A 15151-nucleotide genomic window follows, 5' to 3' on the forward strand; every position below is an offset into this window, starting at 1 on the left:
CTGCCGTGCGCCACCGTGCCAGCAACTATACGCCGCCGGGTGTCATACCGGGCGGTAGACCTGGAAGCCCAGCCCCGGCGACAGCACCTCAGTCTTTCCTTCCTGCAGCGCCACCGGCCGCAGGCTGCCATTGGCCATCGACTCCCCCGCAAACTCAGCGATATTGCGCAGGCGGGCCGCCGGGATCCCCAGCGCGTTGAGGCGCAATTCCAGGTCCTCTGCGGTGCCCGCCGCCACCGCGCCCGCAATTGCCCGCTTGAGCGCGGCCGGATCGAGCGAGCGCACGAAGGCAGGCAAGGCGCCGGCATCCAGCGGCATCTCGAACAAGGCCGGATCCTGCGCAAGCTCGCCCAGCCCGAGCACCTTGAGCAGCGCGAGCAACTGCTTCGGCGTATTCGCGCCGATCGCCAGCCAGCCATCCTGCGTGCGGAAGAAATCGGCCGACGGGCTGCCCGAATACCCCTGGTTGCCCTGCCGCGCCGGCACGCCGCCGGCGGTCATGGCATCGCACGTCATCGGATACATCAGCTGCAGGCCGGCCGTGGCCATCGAGACATCGAGCAGCATGCCCCGCCCCGTGCGCTCACTTTCGCGCACGCCGGCCAGGATGGCAAAGGCGGCCAGCATGCCGGTGGCCGAGTCGATCACCGGGAAGCCGGTCTTCATCGGCGGATCGCCCTCGGTGCCGGCCATCCAGGCCATGCCGGTGGCGGCCTGCACCACGTGGTCGTAGGCAGGCCGTCCATGCCACTGCGCTGCGCCGCGGCCAAAGCCCGAAATGCTGCAATAGACCACGCGCGGATTGCGCGCGCGCACCGCCTCATAGCCCAGCCCGAAGCGCTCGAGCACGCCCGGCCGCAGGTTGTCGACGAAAACGTCGCAGCGGCCGGCCAGTTCCAGCGCGTGTTCGCGCCCGGCTTCATCCGACAGGTCGAGCGCCAGCGACGACTTGCCCGCATTGAGCGCGACAAAGGCGGCATGCCCCTTGCCCGCGCGGCGCATCACGTCGCCGCCGCCGGCGCTCTCGACCTTGGTGACCTGCGCCCCCAGCTGCGCCAGCAGGAAGGTGGCAAACGGCCCGGCGATCACGTGCGAAAAATCCAGCACGCTGATGCCGGCCAGCGGGGCAAAATCTGGTTGTGGAGTGAGGGTCATGGGATGGCCTATTCGATAGTGATGCGGTTCTTGTCGATAACCTGGCGGATGCGGGTGGTCTCATCGGCCACCAGCCGCGAAAAGGCTTCAGGCGTGGGCGTCGGCGCAAGCACCGCGCCCATCTCGGCATAGAGCCGGCGCAGGCCGGGATCGCCCAGCGCCTGCATCACCGCGGCATGCAGCCGCGCCACGATCGGCGCGGACAGATGCGGCGGCGCCCAGATGCCGCTCCATGCGTCGAGATCGAGATCCTTGCGGCCCAGCGCCTCATTCAGCGTGGGCACCTGCGGCAGCACCGCGGCGCGGCTGGCCGAGGTCACCGCCAGGGCCCGCGCCTTGCCGCTGGCGATCTGCGGAATCGCCGTCGCCGCCACCGGGAAGCCGAACTGCGTGTCGCCCTTGATCAGCGATGGCACGATCTCGACCGAGCCCTTGTACGGCACATGCACCACGTCGATGCCGGTGGCCGACGCAAACGCCGCACCCGACACATGCGCGGCCGAGCCGATCCCGCCCGAGGCGTAGTTCAGCGTGCCGGGCGCGCGGCGCGCCGCGGCGACCAGGTCGGCCACGTTCCGGTACGGCGAGCTGGCGCTGACCACCAGCACCGCCGGGCTGACGCCGACGCGGATGATGTGGGTGAACGCCATCGGGTCGAACTTTGCGCCGGGCTGCAGCAGCTTCTGCGTGACATGGGTCGAAGCACCCAGCATCAGCGTGTAGCCATCCGCCCGCTGCTGCGCGACAAACTCCGCGGCCAAAATGCCGCCTGCACCGACCTTGTTCTCGACCACCACCGGCTGGCCAAGCTCGCGCGCCAGCAACTCAGCCAGCTTGCGGGTCTGGATATCCGGACCGCCGCCGGCGGCGTAGGGCACCACCAGCCGGATCGGCCGGTTGGGATAGGGACTGGCCGCATCGGCCCTGCCCAGCGCGGCAGCGGCCGGCAGCGCCAGCAGGGACTTCAGCAGCAGGCGGCGCCCGACGTTGGCATGCATCGCATGTCTCCTCCATGGTTTGCCCCGATTGTCCGGCGCCGGGCCATTCGAAACAATTATCCAGTCTTGATTGAGCCATCACGCTTTGTTATGAGTCCCGCCTCCCCAACGCGCGCCAGCGCCGCCGCCCCCGCCGCCACCCCTTCTCCCAACCGGATCGACCGGCTGCGCATCCGGCACCTGCGCCTGCTTGACCTGGTGGCGCGCAGCGGCTCGCTGACCGCGGCCGGCGAAGCGCTGCATATCAGCCAGCCCGCCGTCACCAAGATGCTGCAGGAACTGGAGCACGCCTTCGGCTGCAAGCTGATCGAACGCACCACGCGCGGCGGGCGGCTGAGCGCCGCGGGCGAACGCGCGCTGGAGCGGCTGCGCGTAGTGCTGGGCGTGATCGACGCCACCGGCGAGGCGCTGCAGGCGCGCCCGGAGGTGCCACTGGTCCGGCTGGGCATGCTGCCGCTGGTGGGCGTGGACGTGCTGCCGCAGGCGGTCGCGCTGCTGCGGGCCCAGGACGCGCTGCCGCGCTTGGCAGTACGCGAACATACCGTCGGCGGCCTGACCGCAATGCTCTGCGAAGGCGAACTCGACTGCATCGTGGGCCGGCTGCAGAAAGGCGACACCGACCAGCTCAAGGCCAGGGTCCACATCACCCCGCTGCGCGACGAATACCTGGCCGTGGTCTGCGCCCCCGGCCACGCGCTGGCGCGGCGCCGCGAGGTTGCACTGGCGGACCTGCATGAAGGCCCCTGGATCCTGCCGCCGCGCGGCACCCACACGCGCGACGTGTTCGAGCAGCCATTCCTCGACGCCGGCCAGCTGCCGCCCGTGCCGCATATCGAATCGGCCTCGTTCCACAGCAACCTGGCCATGACCGCCTCCGGTGGCTTCCTGACGGTGGCGCCGGCCACGGCGCTGGCCCACTACCAGGCCATGTCGATGGTGCGGGAAGTGCGGCTGCGCACCCCGTTTGCCTCGGGCCGGCTGGTCTTCATCACCCCGGCGGAGATCGAGGCGCCGCCCGCCGTGATCCGGCTGCGCGAAGCCCTCGAAGCGGTGACAAGGCAGGACACCGGTGCACCGCCGGCACGCGCGCGGCAACGCTGACGGGTCACGGCCTGGCTGCCGCACTACACTGGAAATGGATGCACCGCCATTTCCGGCCCCAGGGAACCGGCCGCCTTTTCCCGGCCACAGCCAGTGCTGACCACCCGATGAACCGCCTCAGGTACGCAGTAAGCCTGTCCTATGAGGTCATGGATCCCATGGCAGACTTCCTGCTCAATATCGAAGCCGCCCGCACGCCCCGGCAGTCCGTCGTCTCGGAGCAGCTGACGCTGCCGCCCGGCCTCGAGACCGCCCGCTACACCGATCCCGTGCTGGCCAACCGGCTGCTCAGGCTGCGCGCGCCCCGGGGCCGCCTCGGCATCCGCTATGAGGCGATCATCGACATCGATCACTACCTGGAAGTCGGCGACAGGTTGTCGGAAGTGCCCGTTGCCGAGCTGCCCTTCGATGTCCTGCCCTACCTGGCACCAAGCCGCTACTGCGAGTCTGACCGCCTGATGGAATTCGCCAGCCGCGAGTTCGGCGGCATGCTGCGGGGCTATGTGCGCGTCTACGCCATCCGCGAGTGGGTGCGCAATCACGTGCGCTTCCTGTCGCGGTCCACCAACGAACGCACCTCGGCTGCCGACACCATTGTGGAGCGCACCGGTGTCTGCAGAGATTTCGCCCACCTGATGATCGCCCTGTGCCGCGCGCTTAGCATCCCGGCACGCATGTCCAGCAGCCTCGACTATGGTGCGGACCCAGGCACGGGCGCGCCGGATTTCCACGCGGTGGTGGAGGTCTACCTGTCGCACCGCTGGTACCTGCTGGATCCTTCGGGCATCTCCATCCCGACCGGCCTGCTTCGCATCGGCACCGGCCGGGATGCCGCGGACATACCGTTTGCAGCCATCTTCGGCCAGGTAAGGTCGGAGCGGCCCGCGGTGGAAATCGAGCCGTTGACGGATGCGGCGGCTGGTATTGGGATGCCGCTGTTTACGGCCAAGGCGATCTCGACGTGGTAGAGGTGAAAGACTGCCCTAGCATGCTAGTGATACTGCCCGCCACGCCACTTCAAGTTGCCACCGGGGTCGCGCGGCATGGCCGGCCAGAAACAGGCCACCCATTCAATGCGTCCCTTGTGTGGCATTACGCCTTGGCGCTGGCCGGGTTGCACATAATCAGTACAACCTGCGCTACACGACCCCTCGTCGCGCCAGGATACCCAGACCTTCTGGCTGCACTGGTTCGTGAAATTGGTCAGGCAGTAGTTCGCGGCGCTGGGATCATCGACCTGGATGCATTGCATGGCGCCGGGCTCGTCATGGTGACAGGTGGCATGCCGCCCGCCGTACCGCCAGACTTCCCGCGCAGAGCAGCCACCGTCACGGGTTCGGCCAGAAGGGACACCCGCCCCGATGCCTGCCGGCACCGGCGAAAAGCTGTTCCCCGCAATCGTCAATGGTCAGGCCCGCCACAAGGTGGCGGCACAGCCTGACCTCGGCCGGGCTGAGGCCAAACAGGTCCACCAGGGTCGGCCTGGGCATATCGAAGATACTGCGCCGCTCGACGCGGACGCCAACCGCCGTGCTGAGGCCTTGATTCAGGTCAGTGCCCATGCGGCGCAGGCCAGCCGCCATGACCGCCCCCAGCCATCCGGCATGACCAGGCAGTCAGGCCGGCCATCCCTGGCCACCTGCCGGATGCTTGCCTTGAGGCGCGCCGCCCATTCCTGCAAGCGGTGCGCCAGGCGGCGCACTGTCGCCGGCCAGCAGGCCAATGCCGGGCGTCGCCTCAGCATGCAACCATCATCGCCCAGGATGAGAAAACCCTTTCGCGCCGCATCCAGCACCTGTGCCAGCACGTGCAGGCTCTTCCGAGTTGCCGCCTGCCGCGCCGCGAATGCCTGGTTCAGCAAACGTCCGTTCTCTGCCACCTGCGCGGCATGCGCGAACGTCGATTGCCCGACGCGCACGCACTGGATGCTGACCGCAGCAAACACATCATCATCGTTGCAGAGAACGACGGACGAACTGATGGATCTGGTTAGGCCGCATGTAATAAAGCCAGGACACGCGGTCATTCTCGGTTTCATGGCGGCACTCGGCCGAAGACTTATACCAGGCCCCCGAGGCGCCACCTGCAATCGTCGTAATGCACGAAATGCTCGGCGTACTCCCGGATCGGCTTCTCATCGTGGCCGACTTGCTCCATCAGGCGCAGTGCATGGCTTTGCTTGTCGTGGCACACGAATGATGCCCCCCTCCGCACCAACTAAATCCCGGGCCGTGCGTGCCACGTCCAGCCAACCACCCTCCCCGGTGCCGACCGCCGCAACCGCATCCGTTGCCCGCTGGAACCCCATATTGGTGCTTTGCACGTTTTCGCCCATTCCTCTCGCCCCGCCCTGTGCAGATTGCAAAGTCTCCTGGACGTTAAATCAGGGGCAACACCGCGCCTCACCGCAGGGTGTCTTTAAAGATGGACCGAACAAACTTAGTGGCAGCTGAAGCACTTCTGGAAGCGGCCACCACGTCACCCGCTTGCGCGCCTTCGGCAATCCCGCAAAGAATCGCGTGCTCTGCAAGAGTCGCATAAGCCTATTATGCTTAGCTTCCCAAGCTCAGTAGGTTTCTAGGATTTACGCATGTTTCTGGCAATTTTCTGCTCCGTAATCACCCTCCTCTGACCGCCCGGAAAGCCGCATACCTGCGTGCCTGATTTCCGTTTTGCGCAGCAGAATCCCGCCTCGTTTCACCCTGTTTTCGACGTGCCCAGACCTTCGCCGGCGCCACGCGCTGGACGTTCAATTCGCTAACTTCGGAGGCAGTCGATGACAAGCATCGCAGGGCGGCAGTGTGCCTTTGCGGTATGCTCGCCTTTTCGGCGTGAAATAGCCTCTTAGATACTGATATGACTTCCCATGGAGATGCGAGGCCGCACGGCCTATGGCAGTCTCGTAGGCAGCGCGGATGATTCTAAGAAGGCCGACGAACAGTCGCAGTGAAGGGGAGATCTACAGGATGGGTGTCATCGCCATGGCGGGAGCCGTTTTTTACTTTTGGAGGTTTGCAAGCCGGCGGGCAGCAATCCTGTTGATAGCATTCCTCGCTTTCGGCTTCCTAGCATACTGGACCAATGCTGATAGTAGGCGCTGCGATGGCAAGACTTGGTTCTGCGACCTCGTTCCAGACAGTGTCAAGGTAGTAGCTGCAGCACCTCAAGAGCCTGAGCCATGCCCCGCGGAAGAGCCGATCACCACCCGAATATTCCAGAGCGATGCGGCTAACGCTGAAGTCCATCGTCAGATTCAGGCGGGCGTTTGCCAGCAGAATGCAATCGACCGGGTCGCAAAAGGCTGGAAGGCGCCATACGACCCAGAATACCAGTCATCATTTCGCAGGTGACTTTTCTGAATTGGCCTCCGACGAGCGGTGGCGGTATACCAAACCACCTACTGCCGTTCCCACTCTCTCTCTATTCCAGGGGCCGGAGGTTCACAAATCCACTACGCCGCAGCGGGGGACAGACCGATCTGCTGGCCGGCAAAGGGAAGGATCTGAGGCAAGAGCCGATCGTGCGGCGAAAAGCTGCGCTCTGGAAGCTATTGGACGAGCCGCCGACGGGGCTGCTGTATGTGGACAGCGTTGAGGATGGCGCCAGGCTTTTCGGGCACGCTCTGACGCTGGGGCTGGAGGGAGTGGTGGCGAACCGCGCGGGATCGGTGTACCTGTCTGGCGAGCGATTGCGCGACTGGATGAAGATCAAGCGGCTTGGGGCGGTGCCGTCCGAGCGATTCAAGCGATAAGGTGCCGACGCGTGCGGACGCGTCGGCATGTCGCCTTTGGCATAGATGGGCTGCCACTGACTGCCGGCCCATCCAGCGACCGGCGAATGCTATCTGGGCCCCCAATCAGTGTCAAGCGTATCAAGCGCCACCCAGCATAACCACTGCAGGGCGATACAATCATGCATAAACTCGATCGATATGCTGAGTGAGGGAGATGCCACGTGTCACAAATTATCGTAACCGGCGCCACCGGTTTCATTGGACAGCATTTGATCCCGTTATTGCTCAAGGGCGGTTACGAAGTCGTGGCTCTGGCCCGCGACGAAAGCAAGGCTCGCGGTTTGGATTGGTATGGTGACGTGCGATTCGTTTCGCTCGATTACCACACGAATCCACTTAATTTCGACGTGAAGTCAGGCTCGTCACTAATCCATCTCGCATGGCAGGGCCTGCCAAACTACAAGTCGATGTTCCATATCGAAGAGAACTTGCCGAAGAACTATCGGTTGGTGAAGCAACTGGTCCTGGCCGGCGTGACCAAGGTCTTGGTGACGGGCACATGCTTCGAGTACGGCTTTCAGAACGGTCCAATTCGCGCAGACGCCTCCCCACGACCGGCCAATCCGTATGCCGTGGCAAAGGACAGCCTGCGGCAGTTCCTAGAACTGCTACAGGCGGAAACGCCATTCACTCTGCAGTGGGCTCGCCTGTTCTATATGTTTGGGAAAGGACAGAACCCCAAGTCAATCCTTGCCCAGCTCGAGACCGCAATCGCGAACGGCGACAAAGTCTTCAACATGAGTGGCGGAGAGCAATTGCGCGATTACTTGCCCGTCGAGGAAGTGGCGCGGCAAGTCATGGACATCCATACCGACGACTCTGGAGGCGTCTTCAACGTCTGTAGCGGCGAGCCCATATCGATCCGCAGGCTTGTTGAAGAACGGATCCGGGCCAAGGACGCATCGATCCAACTGAACCTTGGATACTACCCATACCCAGACTATGAACCGATGGCGTTCTGGGGCGCGAAGGAATAAGCAAGATGTTTCTCGTACCAACGATACCGAATAGTCCGCTCAGCGCCCCCACGGCGCCAGACACGCAAGGCGAAATGCGGCTGCGCCGAAATCGGAACCTCGATTTCATCGAGAACGCTGCATTCGACCCCACTCTAGCCGAGTACGACGACAATTACCAGAACAGCCAGGCATACTCGGAGGCCTTCCAGGCCCATATGTCCGTGGTTCTCCGTACACTGGAGAGAGCTTTCCCAGCTGGGGCGACTCTTGTGGAGGTCGGATGTGGGAAAGGAGACTTTGTGGAGCTAGCCCAAGCGAGCGGGCACTTCAAAGTCTCGGGGTACGACGCTACCTACGAGGGTACGAATCCGGCGATCGAGAAGCGCTATCTGGACGCTGACGACCGGATCAAAGCCGACCTAGTCGTTCTTCGGCACGTGCTCGAGCACGTCCGTGCTCCGCACAAGTTCCTAGCCATGCTGAAGGAGGTTTTTAGCGAGGCCAAGGCCTATATCGAGGTGCCGAGCTGGGACTGGATTGCCGAGAACAAGGCTTTCTTCGACATCACCTACGAACACGTCAACTACTTCTCTCGCAATTCGCTACGCGCGCTCTTTGACGGCGAAGTCGAGGCGGGACTTTGCTTCAATGATCAGTACCAGTACGTGGTCGCAGACATCAGCAAAGTCGCCCCCTCCTTCGAGGAAGCATACTGCAACGGCGAATGGGTACACCTGGCCTTCGCTGACCTGTTCCCGAGCGTGCCAGCAAAGATTGCGGAGATCGAGAGCCATTTGCAGCCGGAATCGAATCTATATATCTGGGGCGCCGCAACGAAGGGATGCATGTTCCTGGTTCACTGCAGCAACCAACGTCGCTTGGTAGATCGCGTGGGATTTGCCGTCGACGTGAATCCGCAGAAGTGCGGAAAATACCTGCCCGGGTCACACGTCGCGATCCGAGCGCCAGCGGATTTCTTCGCTGCCGCGAGGGACGGGGACGTCCTGCTAGTATCGAATCCGAACTACCAAGCAGAGATCAAGAGGGAAATCGCCAGGCACGGCGTCCAGGGCGTCGAAGTCCTGTGCCTGTGAGCCATTAATTACGACCGCCAGTCAGCGCGTCATAGCTGCCTCACAGGCCTGCCCTGCGATCCCGGCGCGGTCGGCGTAGTTTGCCAACTCTCCCGCTCGCGCATCAGCCCGGCTGAGCACGTCGGTAAGCACATCGAGGGGATCGCCGGCTGCCGAGCTTCCGCCGTGAGCAACCGGCGGCGCGGGCGGCTGCGGCAAGCTGGGTCTCACGCGCAGCTGCTCAGCAACGGCACCAGCGGTGCGAGCATCAACCAGCGCCTGATCACGTTCTTTCCCTGCAGCATTGGCGATTCGTCTCTGTTCTGCGGTTCTGCGTTGTTCTTCGGTGCGCGCGGCTTCTGATACCGCAGCCAAGGCGGTAGCCCCATCCGGCGAGTACGTGGGCGGGCCGGTGTTCGCGTTGGTGATCTTCACGCGCTGCACCACGCCATCCACCCACGTGCCAGCCACTAAGGGAGTCGCGTAGGGCGACGCGCTCGAGCTGGCCGAGCAGAACGTCCAGGACGGGCACCAGGTGATCAAGCAGTCCAAGACCAAGGCGACCCTGCGCATTGCCATCATCGGGGAGCTCAAGGCGTTGCTGGGGCGAATCAAGGCCCGCAAGGCCGGGCTCGACGTCAGCTCGATCTACCTGCTGGTGAACGAGCGGGGCCTGAAGCTCAGCCAGCAGCCGGCCCTTCGCTGGCACTTCCAGAAAGCCAAGGAAGCCGCGGGGAAGGTCCCCCGACCACGCCGAGCGCCTGGCCAATTTCTGGCTGTACGATCTGCGCGCGAAGGCCGCCGACGACACTAGCGACCAGAAGGGCGACGCCGCGGCGGCCGACCTGCTGGGCCACGCCGACGTGCGTACGACGAAGCGGCATTACTTGCGACGAGGTAAGCGCGTGGCGCCAACGAAGTGAATTGCGAAGCGGACACGCCATTGCGGAGCATGGACAGCGCCAAGAATCGTGCTAGAATCCGCTCCCAATAAGCCATAGCGGGCGTCGTATAATGGCTATTACCTTAGCTTCCCAAGCTAAAGACGTGGGTTCGATTCCCATCGCCCGCTCCACTTCCAGTCGAGACAAGCCGCCTTTGCCACCATTACGGTGATCTGCCCGGCGGCTTTTTTGTTGCCATGCTTCCCCAAGACCCCAGCACCGAACCGACGCCGGCTGACGACGCCGCGCCGGTAGACAGCGCCGGACAAGCGTCCGCTCCCTCTCCTGCCGATCCTGAAGGCGTTGCCCATCCGCGCCGGATCCGTTCGTTCGTGCGCCGCGCGGGGCGGACCTCGACCGGGCAGCAGCGTGCCATCGACGAAGTCGGGCCGCGCATGATGGTGCCGTATGCGCCACAGCCACTGGACTGGGAAGCTGTATTTGGCCGCAAGGCACCGTCGATCCTGGAGATCGGCTTCGGCATGGGCGAGACCACCGCGCATATCGCCGGCCTACGGCCGCAAGACAACTTCCTGGGCTGCGAGGTACATGAGCCCGGCGTGGGCGCGCTGCTCAAGCTGATCGACGAGCGCGGCCTGGGCAATGTGCGGATCCTCCAGCACGATGCGGTGGAAGTGATTGCGCATATGCTGACCGACGACTGCCTGGACGGCGTGCATATCTACTTCCCCGACCCCTGGCACAAGAAGCGCCACAACAAGCGCCGGCTGGTGCAGCCGCCGCTGGTGAAGGTGCTGGCCGCGCGCCTGAAGCCGGGCGGCTATATCCACTGCGCGACCGACTGGGAAGAGTATGCGCACCAGATGCTGGAAGTGCTGTCGGGCGAGCCGTTGCTGGAGAACACTTCGACCGCTGCGGACGGATTTGCCGAGCGGCCGGATTACCGGCCCGTGACCAAGTTCGAACGGCGCGGCGTGCGCCTCGGGCACGGCGTGTGGGACGTGGTCTTCCGCAAGCGCGCCTGAGCGCTCGCAGCCGACCAACAAAAAAGCGTGGCAGATGCCACGCTTTTTTGTTGCCCGCCGCAAATCCGCTCAGGCGTGCCAGGACACCAGGCCGGAGTACGCGGTCACCAGCACCACGATGCCGAAGGCGATGCGGTACCAGGCAAACGGCTTGAAATCATGCGTGGCGACGAAACGCAGCAGCCAGCGCACGCACAGGAAGGCGGACACGAAGGCAAAGACGAAACCCACTGCAAAGATGCCGAGGTCGTCGGCGTTGAGCAGCGCGCGCGCCTTGTACAGTTCGTAGACGGTGGCACCGAAGATCACCGGGATCGCCAGGAAGAACGAGAACTCGGTGGCCACCTGCCGCGACAGCCCGAAAAGCATGCCGCCGATGATGGTGGCACCGGAGCGCGAGGTGCCCGGCACCAGCGCGAAGCATTGCGCCAGGCCGACCTTGAGGGCGTCGCGCCAGTTCAGGTCATCGACCGATTCAATCCGCGGCGCGCCGGCCTTGGCGGCCTCCAGCAGCGCATTGCCCTGCGGATGCGAGACCGTGCCGCGGCGCGCGTCGCGCCATTCGGCCAGCAGGATCACCACGCCGCCAACGATAAAGGCCAGCGCCACCGAGATCGGGTTGAACAGGTGGGCCTTGATCCATTTGCCGAAGATAAAGGCCAGCACGATGGCCGGCACCGAGGCGATCACCACGTTGGCGGCAAAGCGTTGCGCCAGCGGGTCGGCGCGCAGGCCGCGCACCACGTTGCCGATGCGCGTGCGGAATTCCCAGCAGACCGCCAGGATCGCGCCGAACTGGATCACGATCTCGAAGATCTTGCCCTTCTCGTCGTTGAAATCGAGCAGCTGGCCGGCCAGGATCAGGTGGCCGGTGCTGGAGATGGGCAGAAACTCGGTCAGTCCTTCGACGATACCGAGTATCACGGCTTTCAGGGCAAGTGCGATTTCCATGCGGAACGGAGAAACGTTGTCATGGGCGTTGCCCGGCATGCGCGCCGGGACCGCCCTGGATTGTTGTTTGAGCGCCCCGGTCAGGGGCGGTTGATCTTGACGTTGATGCCGTCGGGCAAAACGGTGATTGTACCGGGTGCCACATTCATGCCGGCAACCCGCAGCTGGTCTTCGCGGAAGGTATAGAGCGGATAGCCCTGCAGCAGCTGCTCGGCCAGGATGCCGCCCAGGGCGTTGAGCTGGCGCGAGAACTGCGCGGGCATGCCCTGGACGTCGAAGCGCTGCACCTCGGGGTCCTGCAGCACCACCGAGCGCGTGGGCTCGTCATAGCGCAGGCCGCTGTCCAGCGCAAAACGCCCTGACAGGGCCCGGCTGAAGAACAGCTTGTTGTCGATCATGGCGTCGAACTGCACGTTGACGCGGTTGCGCGCCGGGTCCAGCGTCAGCTGCGGGTTGGCCAGCTGGATGTCGAACAGCTCCATATAGCGCTTGTTGAACGGAAACTTGCGCTCCAGCGCCGCCTGCAGCTGGCTTTGCGAGAAGGTGTATTCGTTGCGGAAGGCGCCGCAGGCGGCCAGGACCACGGCCAGCGTGGCCGCGCCTACCGCGGCAAGCCAGCGCCGTCGGGAAGTCCGGATCATATTGCCTCCGATTGCGGGATAGTCGGGTCGCGTACCAGGCGTCATGCGCGCGCACCGGGCCGCCCGGGCGTGGCCTGCGGCGCGGTCAGGATTTCCAGCCGGGTCAGCCAGTGCAGCGCGGCTTCGCGCGAATCGCCGCACATCTCGGCCGACGGCTTCAGGCCGCCGCAGAACACAGGCCGGTCCGGCCTGCCGAACACAGCGCAGCGCATGTCTGGCAGCAGCTGCGCGCACGGCTCGCCCGCCGGCTTGCCGCCAGGCATGCCGGGCAGCGGCGAGGCGATCGACGGGGCGATGCAGCAGGCGCCGCAGCCCGCGCGGCAGGAAAGGTCTGACCGGCAACTCATGACGATGGTTCAGGATGGGTGGCCGCCAGGCGGCCAGCACAAAGAGGACATTGTGCCCGAAGGGCCGCTGCCGTCCTGTAAGAAAAGGAAAACGCAGTAAGCCGCGCCCGCGCACCGCCGGAAAAAGCGCACCGTAAGCCACAAGTCGTAATTTAGCCTCAGGGCCGTCTCGGTGTGTTCCCGAGGGTCGCTGGCCTGTGCTTGACCCTCCCATGGCGCTCATCTACATTACTGACCGACAAGTTATTAACTTTCCGACCCGCCCCCCGTGCCCCGCAGGACCCGCAAGACATCCGTGAAAACGCCCGCCGATCCTCACAAGGACGCCGACACGCCGCGCTGGAGCCGGCGCAAGGCCGCCCGCCCGCAAGAGCTGGTGGCCGCGGCGCTCGACCTCTTCGTGGAGCGCGGGTATGCGGCCACGCGGCTGGAAGACGTGGCCGCCGCGGCCGGCGTGTCCAAGGGCACGGTCTATCTTTACTTCGCCAATAAGGAAGAGCTGTTCAAGTCGGTGGTACGCGAGAACCTGGTGCCGGCACTGGCGCGCGGCTCCGACCTGGTCGACGCCTACGACGGCAGCACGCCCGAGCTGTTGCGCGAGCTGCTGCGCGGCTGGTGGGGCCTGATCGGCGCCACGCCGGTGGCGGGGCTGACCAAGCTGATCATGGCCGAGTCGGCCAACTTCCCGGACATCGCCCGTTTCTATAACCAGGAAGTGATGATGCCGGGCGACGAGTTGTTCGCCAAGGTGCTGGCCCGTGGCGTGGCGCGCGGCGAATTCCGCGCGATGCCGGCCAACCCCACCACGACGCTGGTCTGTGCGCCGCTGGTGTTCCTGATGCTGTGGCAGCGCGCGCTGCGCGCCACCGCCGAGAAGGACATCGACCCGGAGGCCTTCCTGGACGGCCTGCTGGACACGCTGCTGTTCGGGCTGACTACCGGCGACGCGCGCAATCGCCCGCTGCCGCCGCAGACCGGCCCCTATATCTGGGAACGCATCCGCGACGACGTGCTGGCGCAACGCGCCGCCGCCATGGAAGCCGACACTGAGTCCGATCCCCCTGCGCCGCAACCCGACCCCTGAACATGAAGCGAAAGACCCTGCTGATCACCGCCGCCTGCATCGCCATCGCGCTGACCGCCACGGTCGCCGTGCGCAAGGCCGGCAGCGCGCGCCAGCCGCAGGCGCCGGCCCAGACGCTCAACGTGGTGGAATTCCTGCAGTCTGACCTGGTCAGCGTTGCGCGCCAGGACCTCCGGGTGTCGCTGCCGCTGTCGGGCAGCCTGCGTGCGCTAAACCAGGCCTCGGTCAAGGCCAAGGTCTCCGGCGAGATCAAGACGGTGCTGGTGCGCGAAGGCGAGCCGGTGCGCGCCGGCCAGGTGATCGTGCGCATCGATCCCACCGAGTACGAGGCCAAGGTCGCGCAGGCGCGCGGCCAGATGCTGGCCACGCGCGGACAGTTCGAGAACTCGCGCCAGACCTGGGAGCGCAACCGCGAACTGGTCGGCAAGGGCTTTATCTCCAGGACCGCGTTCGACAAGTACCAGGCCGACCTGGACGTCGCCCGCGCCAACCTTGACGCCGCCCAGGGCGGCTTGGCGGTGGCGCAGAAGGCGCTGGCCGACACCGTGGTCAAGGCACCGCTCGATGGCATGGTGGCCGCGCGCGCCGTGCAGCCGGGCGAGAAGGTCTCGCCGGATACGCGCCTGGTCGACGTGGTCGACCTGCGCGTGCTGGAACTGGAAGCACCGATCCCGATGGCGGACGTGGCGCGCGCCGCGGTCGGCCAGCCGGTGGCGCTGGACGTGGAAGGCGCCGGCCGCTTTACCGGCAAGCTGGTACGCATCAACCCGGCCGTCAGCCAGGGCACGCGCAGCATCATGGTCTATATCCGCGTCGAGAATGCAGACCAGACGCTGCGCGCCGGCATGTTCGCGCGCGGCGCGCTGGTGCTGGGCGAGCGGGCCGGCGTAGTGGCAGTGCCGTCCTCGGCGGTGCGCACGGAAGGCGAGCGCGCCTTCGTCTATGCCATCGACAAGGACACGCTGGCCGAGCGCCCGGTGCAGCTTGGCATCCGCGACGAGGCCAGCGGCATGGTGGAAATCGTCTCGGGGCTGGACGCCGGCACCGAGATCGTCCGCAACAACCTTGGCACGCTGCGCAGCGGCAGCCAGGTCAAGCGCGTCAAGGCGTAGGGACCCG

General features: G+C 65.1%; 18 protein-coding genes and 1 tRNA gene. 11 read left to right on the top strand and 8 right to left on the bottom strand.

The genetic code is table 11. The annotated features are described in order from the left end of the window. Positions 1-42: 42 nt before the first annotated feature. Complete coding sequence (locus KB879_RS26440; protein ID WP_211980101.1) at positions 43-1155, bottom strand: CoA transferase; 1113 nt, start codon at positions 1153-1155, stop codon at positions 43-45. Between the two features lie 8 nt (positions 1156-1163). Next, positions 1164-2153 (bottom strand): tripartite tricarboxylate transporter substrate binding protein, encoded by a 990-nt coding sequence (locus KB879_RS26445; RefSeq protein ID WP_211980102.1) that lies wholly within the window; start codon positions 2151-2153, stop codon positions 1164-1166. A gap of 90 nt (positions 2154-2243) precedes the next feature. On the opposite strand from KB879_RS26445, the gene KB879_RS26450 reads away from it, so the two are divergent. Next, positions 2244-3254 (top strand): LysR family transcriptional regulator, encoded by a 1011-nt coding sequence (locus tag KB879_RS26450; RefSeq protein WP_211980103.1) that lies wholly within the window; start codon positions 2244-2246, stop codon positions 3252-3254. Between the two features lie 107 nt (positions 3255-3361). Continuing rightward, a complete protein-coding gene (locus KB879_RS26455; protein ID WP_211980104.1) occupies positions 3362-4222 on the top strand; it encodes a transglutaminase family protein in 861 nt (286 codons plus the stop codon). A 360-nt stretch (positions 4223-4582) separates the two neighbouring features. On the opposite strand, the gene KB879_RS26460 is transcribed toward KB879_RS26455, so the two are convergent. Then, on the bottom strand, positions 4583-4816 hold the full coding sequence (locus KB879_RS26460) for a hypothetical protein (RefSeq protein ID WP_211980105.1): 234 nt from the start codon (positions 4814-4816) through the stop codon (positions 4583-4585). Beyond that, positions 4801-5199: a hypothetical protein gene (locus KB879_RS26465; protein ID WP_211980106.1), complete on the bottom strand. Its 399-nt coding sequence runs from the start codon at positions 5197-5199 to the stop codon at positions 4801-4803. The genes KB879_RS26460 and KB879_RS26465 overlap by 16 nt, the downstream gene beginning before the upstream one ends. 1021 nt (positions 5200-6220) lie before the next feature. On the opposite strand from KB879_RS26465, the gene KB879_RS26470 reads away from it, so the two are divergent. The 4 genes from KB879_RS26470 to KB879_RS26485 all read left to right on the top strand — a co-directional run bounded on the left by KB879_RS26470 (position 6221) and on the right by KB879_RS26485 (position 9100). Further along, the gene (locus KB879_RS26470; RefSeq protein WP_211982365.1) at positions 6221-6604 is read left to right on the top strand and encodes a hypothetical protein; all 384 of its coding nucleotides are present in this window, start codon (positions 6221-6223) and stop codon (positions 6602-6604) included. Further along, positions 6601-7005 carry a hypothetical protein gene (locus KB879_RS40245; protein ID WP_256449253.1) on the top strand — a complete coding sequence of 135 codons (405 nt, stop codon included), beginning with the start codon at positions 6601-6603 and terminating at the stop codon, positions 7003-7005. The genes KB879_RS26470 and KB879_RS40245 overlap by 4 nt, the downstream gene beginning before the upstream one ends. A 203-nt stretch (positions 7006-7208) precedes the next feature. Next, positions 7209-8024, top strand: coding sequence for an NAD(P)-dependent oxidoreductase (locus KB879_RS26480; protein WP_211980108.1), 816 nt, complete (start codon positions 7209-7211; stop codon positions 8022-8024). Between the two features lie 5 nt (positions 8025-8029). Further along, complete coding sequence (locus tag KB879_RS26485; protein ID WP_211980109.1) at positions 8030-9100, top strand: class I SAM-dependent methyltransferase; 1071 nt, start codon at positions 8030-8032, stop codon at positions 9098-9100. Positions 9101-9121: 21 nt separating this feature from the next. Here KB879_RS26485 and KB879_RS26490 read toward each other — a convergent pair whose 3' ends face one another. Continuing rightward, positions 9122-9514 carry a DUF2514 family protein gene (locus KB879_RS26490; RefSeq protein WP_211980110.1) on the bottom strand — a complete coding sequence of 131 codons (393 nt, stop codon included), beginning with the start codon at positions 9512-9514 and terminating at the stop codon, positions 9122-9124. A 100-nt stretch (positions 9515-9614) separates the two neighbouring features. Here KB879_RS26490 and KB879_RS26495 point away from each other — a divergent pair, with 100 nt between their 5' ends. The 3 genes from KB879_RS26495 to trmB all read left to right on the top strand — a co-directional run bounded on the left by KB879_RS26495 (position 9615) and on the right by trmB (position 11009). After that, complete coding sequence (locus KB879_RS26495) at positions 9615-9893, top strand: hypothetical protein (protein ID WP_211980111.1); 279 nt, start codon at positions 9615-9617, stop codon at positions 9891-9893. A 186-nt stretch (positions 9894-10079) separates the two neighbouring features. After that, positions 10080-10154, top strand: a tRNA-Gly gene (locus tag KB879_RS26500). 66 nt (positions 10155-10220) lie between these two features. Next, on the top strand, positions 10221-11009 hold the full coding sequence (trmB, locus tag KB879_RS26505; RefSeq protein WP_211980112.1) for a tRNA (guanosine(46)-N7)-methyltransferase TrmB: 789 nt from the start codon (positions 10221-10223) through the stop codon (positions 11007-11009). Positions 11010-11078: 69 nt separating this feature from the next. Here the strand turns inward: trmB and KB879_RS26510 are convergent, their stop codons facing one another. The 3 genes from KB879_RS26510 to KB879_RS26520 form a co-directional block, all read right to left on the bottom strand. Next, positions 11079-11960 carry an undecaprenyl-diphosphate phosphatase gene (locus tag KB879_RS26510; RefSeq protein ID WP_211980113.1) on the bottom strand — a complete coding sequence of 294 codons (882 nt, stop codon included), beginning with the start codon at positions 11958-11960 and terminating at the stop codon, positions 11079-11081. Positions 11961-12040: 80 nt separating this feature from the next. Then, complete coding sequence (locus KB879_RS26515) at positions 12041-12601, bottom strand: DUF1439 domain-containing protein (protein WP_211980114.1); 561 nt, start codon at positions 12599-12601, stop codon at positions 12041-12043. A 41-nt stretch (positions 12602-12642) separates the two neighbouring features. Next, positions 12643-12948: a YkgJ family cysteine cluster protein gene (locus KB879_RS26520; RefSeq protein ID WP_211980115.1), complete on the bottom strand. Its 306-nt coding sequence runs from the start codon at positions 12946-12948 to the stop codon at positions 12643-12645. Between the two features lie 268 nt (positions 12949-13216). On the opposite strand from KB879_RS26520, the gene KB879_RS26525 reads away from it, so the two are divergent. Then, positions 13217-14032, top strand: a complete 816-nt coding sequence (locus tag KB879_RS26525) for a TetR/AcrR family transcriptional regulator (protein ID WP_211980116.1) — start codon at positions 13217-13219, stop codon at positions 14030-14032. A 2-nt stretch (positions 14033-14034) separates the two neighbouring features. Then, a complete protein-coding gene (locus KB879_RS26530) occupies positions 14035-15144 on the top strand; it encodes an efflux RND transporter periplasmic adaptor subunit (RefSeq protein WP_211980117.1) in 1110 nt (369 codons plus the stop codon). Positions 15145-15151 lie beyond the last annotated feature (7 nt).

The sequence above is a fragment of the Cupriavidus sp. KK10 genome, from assembly GCF_018223725.1.
Classification (GTDB): domain Bacteria; phylum Pseudomonadota; class Gammaproteobacteria; order Burkholderiales; family Burkholderiaceae; genus Cupriavidus; species Cupriavidus necator.

What these genes read in the sequence shown, in the direction of transcription:
- KB879_RS26440 (WP_211980101.1), bottom strand. Translation starts at nt 1,155, where the DNA reads ATGACCCTCACTCCACAACCAGATTTTGCCCCGCTGGCCGGCATCAGC.
- KB879_RS26445 (WP_211980102.1), bottom strand. Translation starts at nt 2,153, where the DNA reads ATGCATGCCAACGTCGGGCGCCGCCTGCTGCTGAAGTCCCTGCTGGCG.
- KB879_RS26450 (WP_211980103.1), top strand. Translation starts at nt 2,244, where the DNA reads ATGAGTCCCGCCTCCCCAACGCGCGCCAGCGCCGCCGCCCCCGCCGCC.
- KB879_RS26455 (WP_211980104.1), top strand. Translation starts at nt 3,362, where the DNA reads ATGAACCGCCTCAGGTACGCAGTAAGCCTGTCCTATGAGGTCATGGAT.
- KB879_RS26460 (WP_211980105.1), bottom strand. Translation starts at nt 4,816, where the DNA reads ATGGGCACTGACCTGAATCAAGGCCTCAGCACGGCGGTTGGCGTCCGC.
- KB879_RS26470 (WP_211982365.1), top strand. Translation starts at nt 6,221, where the DNA reads ATGGGTGTCATCGCCATGGCGGGAGCCGTTTTTTACTTTTGGAGGTTT.
- KB879_RS26485 (WP_211980109.1), top strand. Translation starts at nt 8,030, where the DNA reads ATGTTTCTCGTACCAACGATACCGAATAGTCCGCTCAGCGCCCCCACG.
- trmB (WP_211980112.1), top strand. Translation starts at nt 10,221, where the DNA reads ATGCTTCCCCAAGACCCCAGCACCGAACCGACGCCGGCTGACGACGCC.
- KB879_RS26510 (WP_211980113.1), bottom strand. Translation starts at nt 11,960, where the DNA reads ATGGAAATCGCACTTGCCCTGAAAGCCGTGATACTCGGTATCGTCGAA.
- KB879_RS26515 (WP_211980114.1), bottom strand. Translation starts at nt 12,601, where the DNA reads ATGATCCGGACTTCCCGACGGCGCTGGCTTGCCGCGGTAGGCGCGGCC.
- KB879_RS26520 (WP_211980115.1), bottom strand. Translation starts at nt 12,948, where the DNA reads ATGAGTTGCCGGTCAGACCTTTCCTGCCGCGCGGGCTGCGGCGCCTGC.
- KB879_RS26530 (WP_211980117.1), top strand. Translation starts at nt 14,035, where the DNA reads ATGAAGCGAAAGACCCTGCTGATCACCGCCGCCTGCATCGCCATCGCG.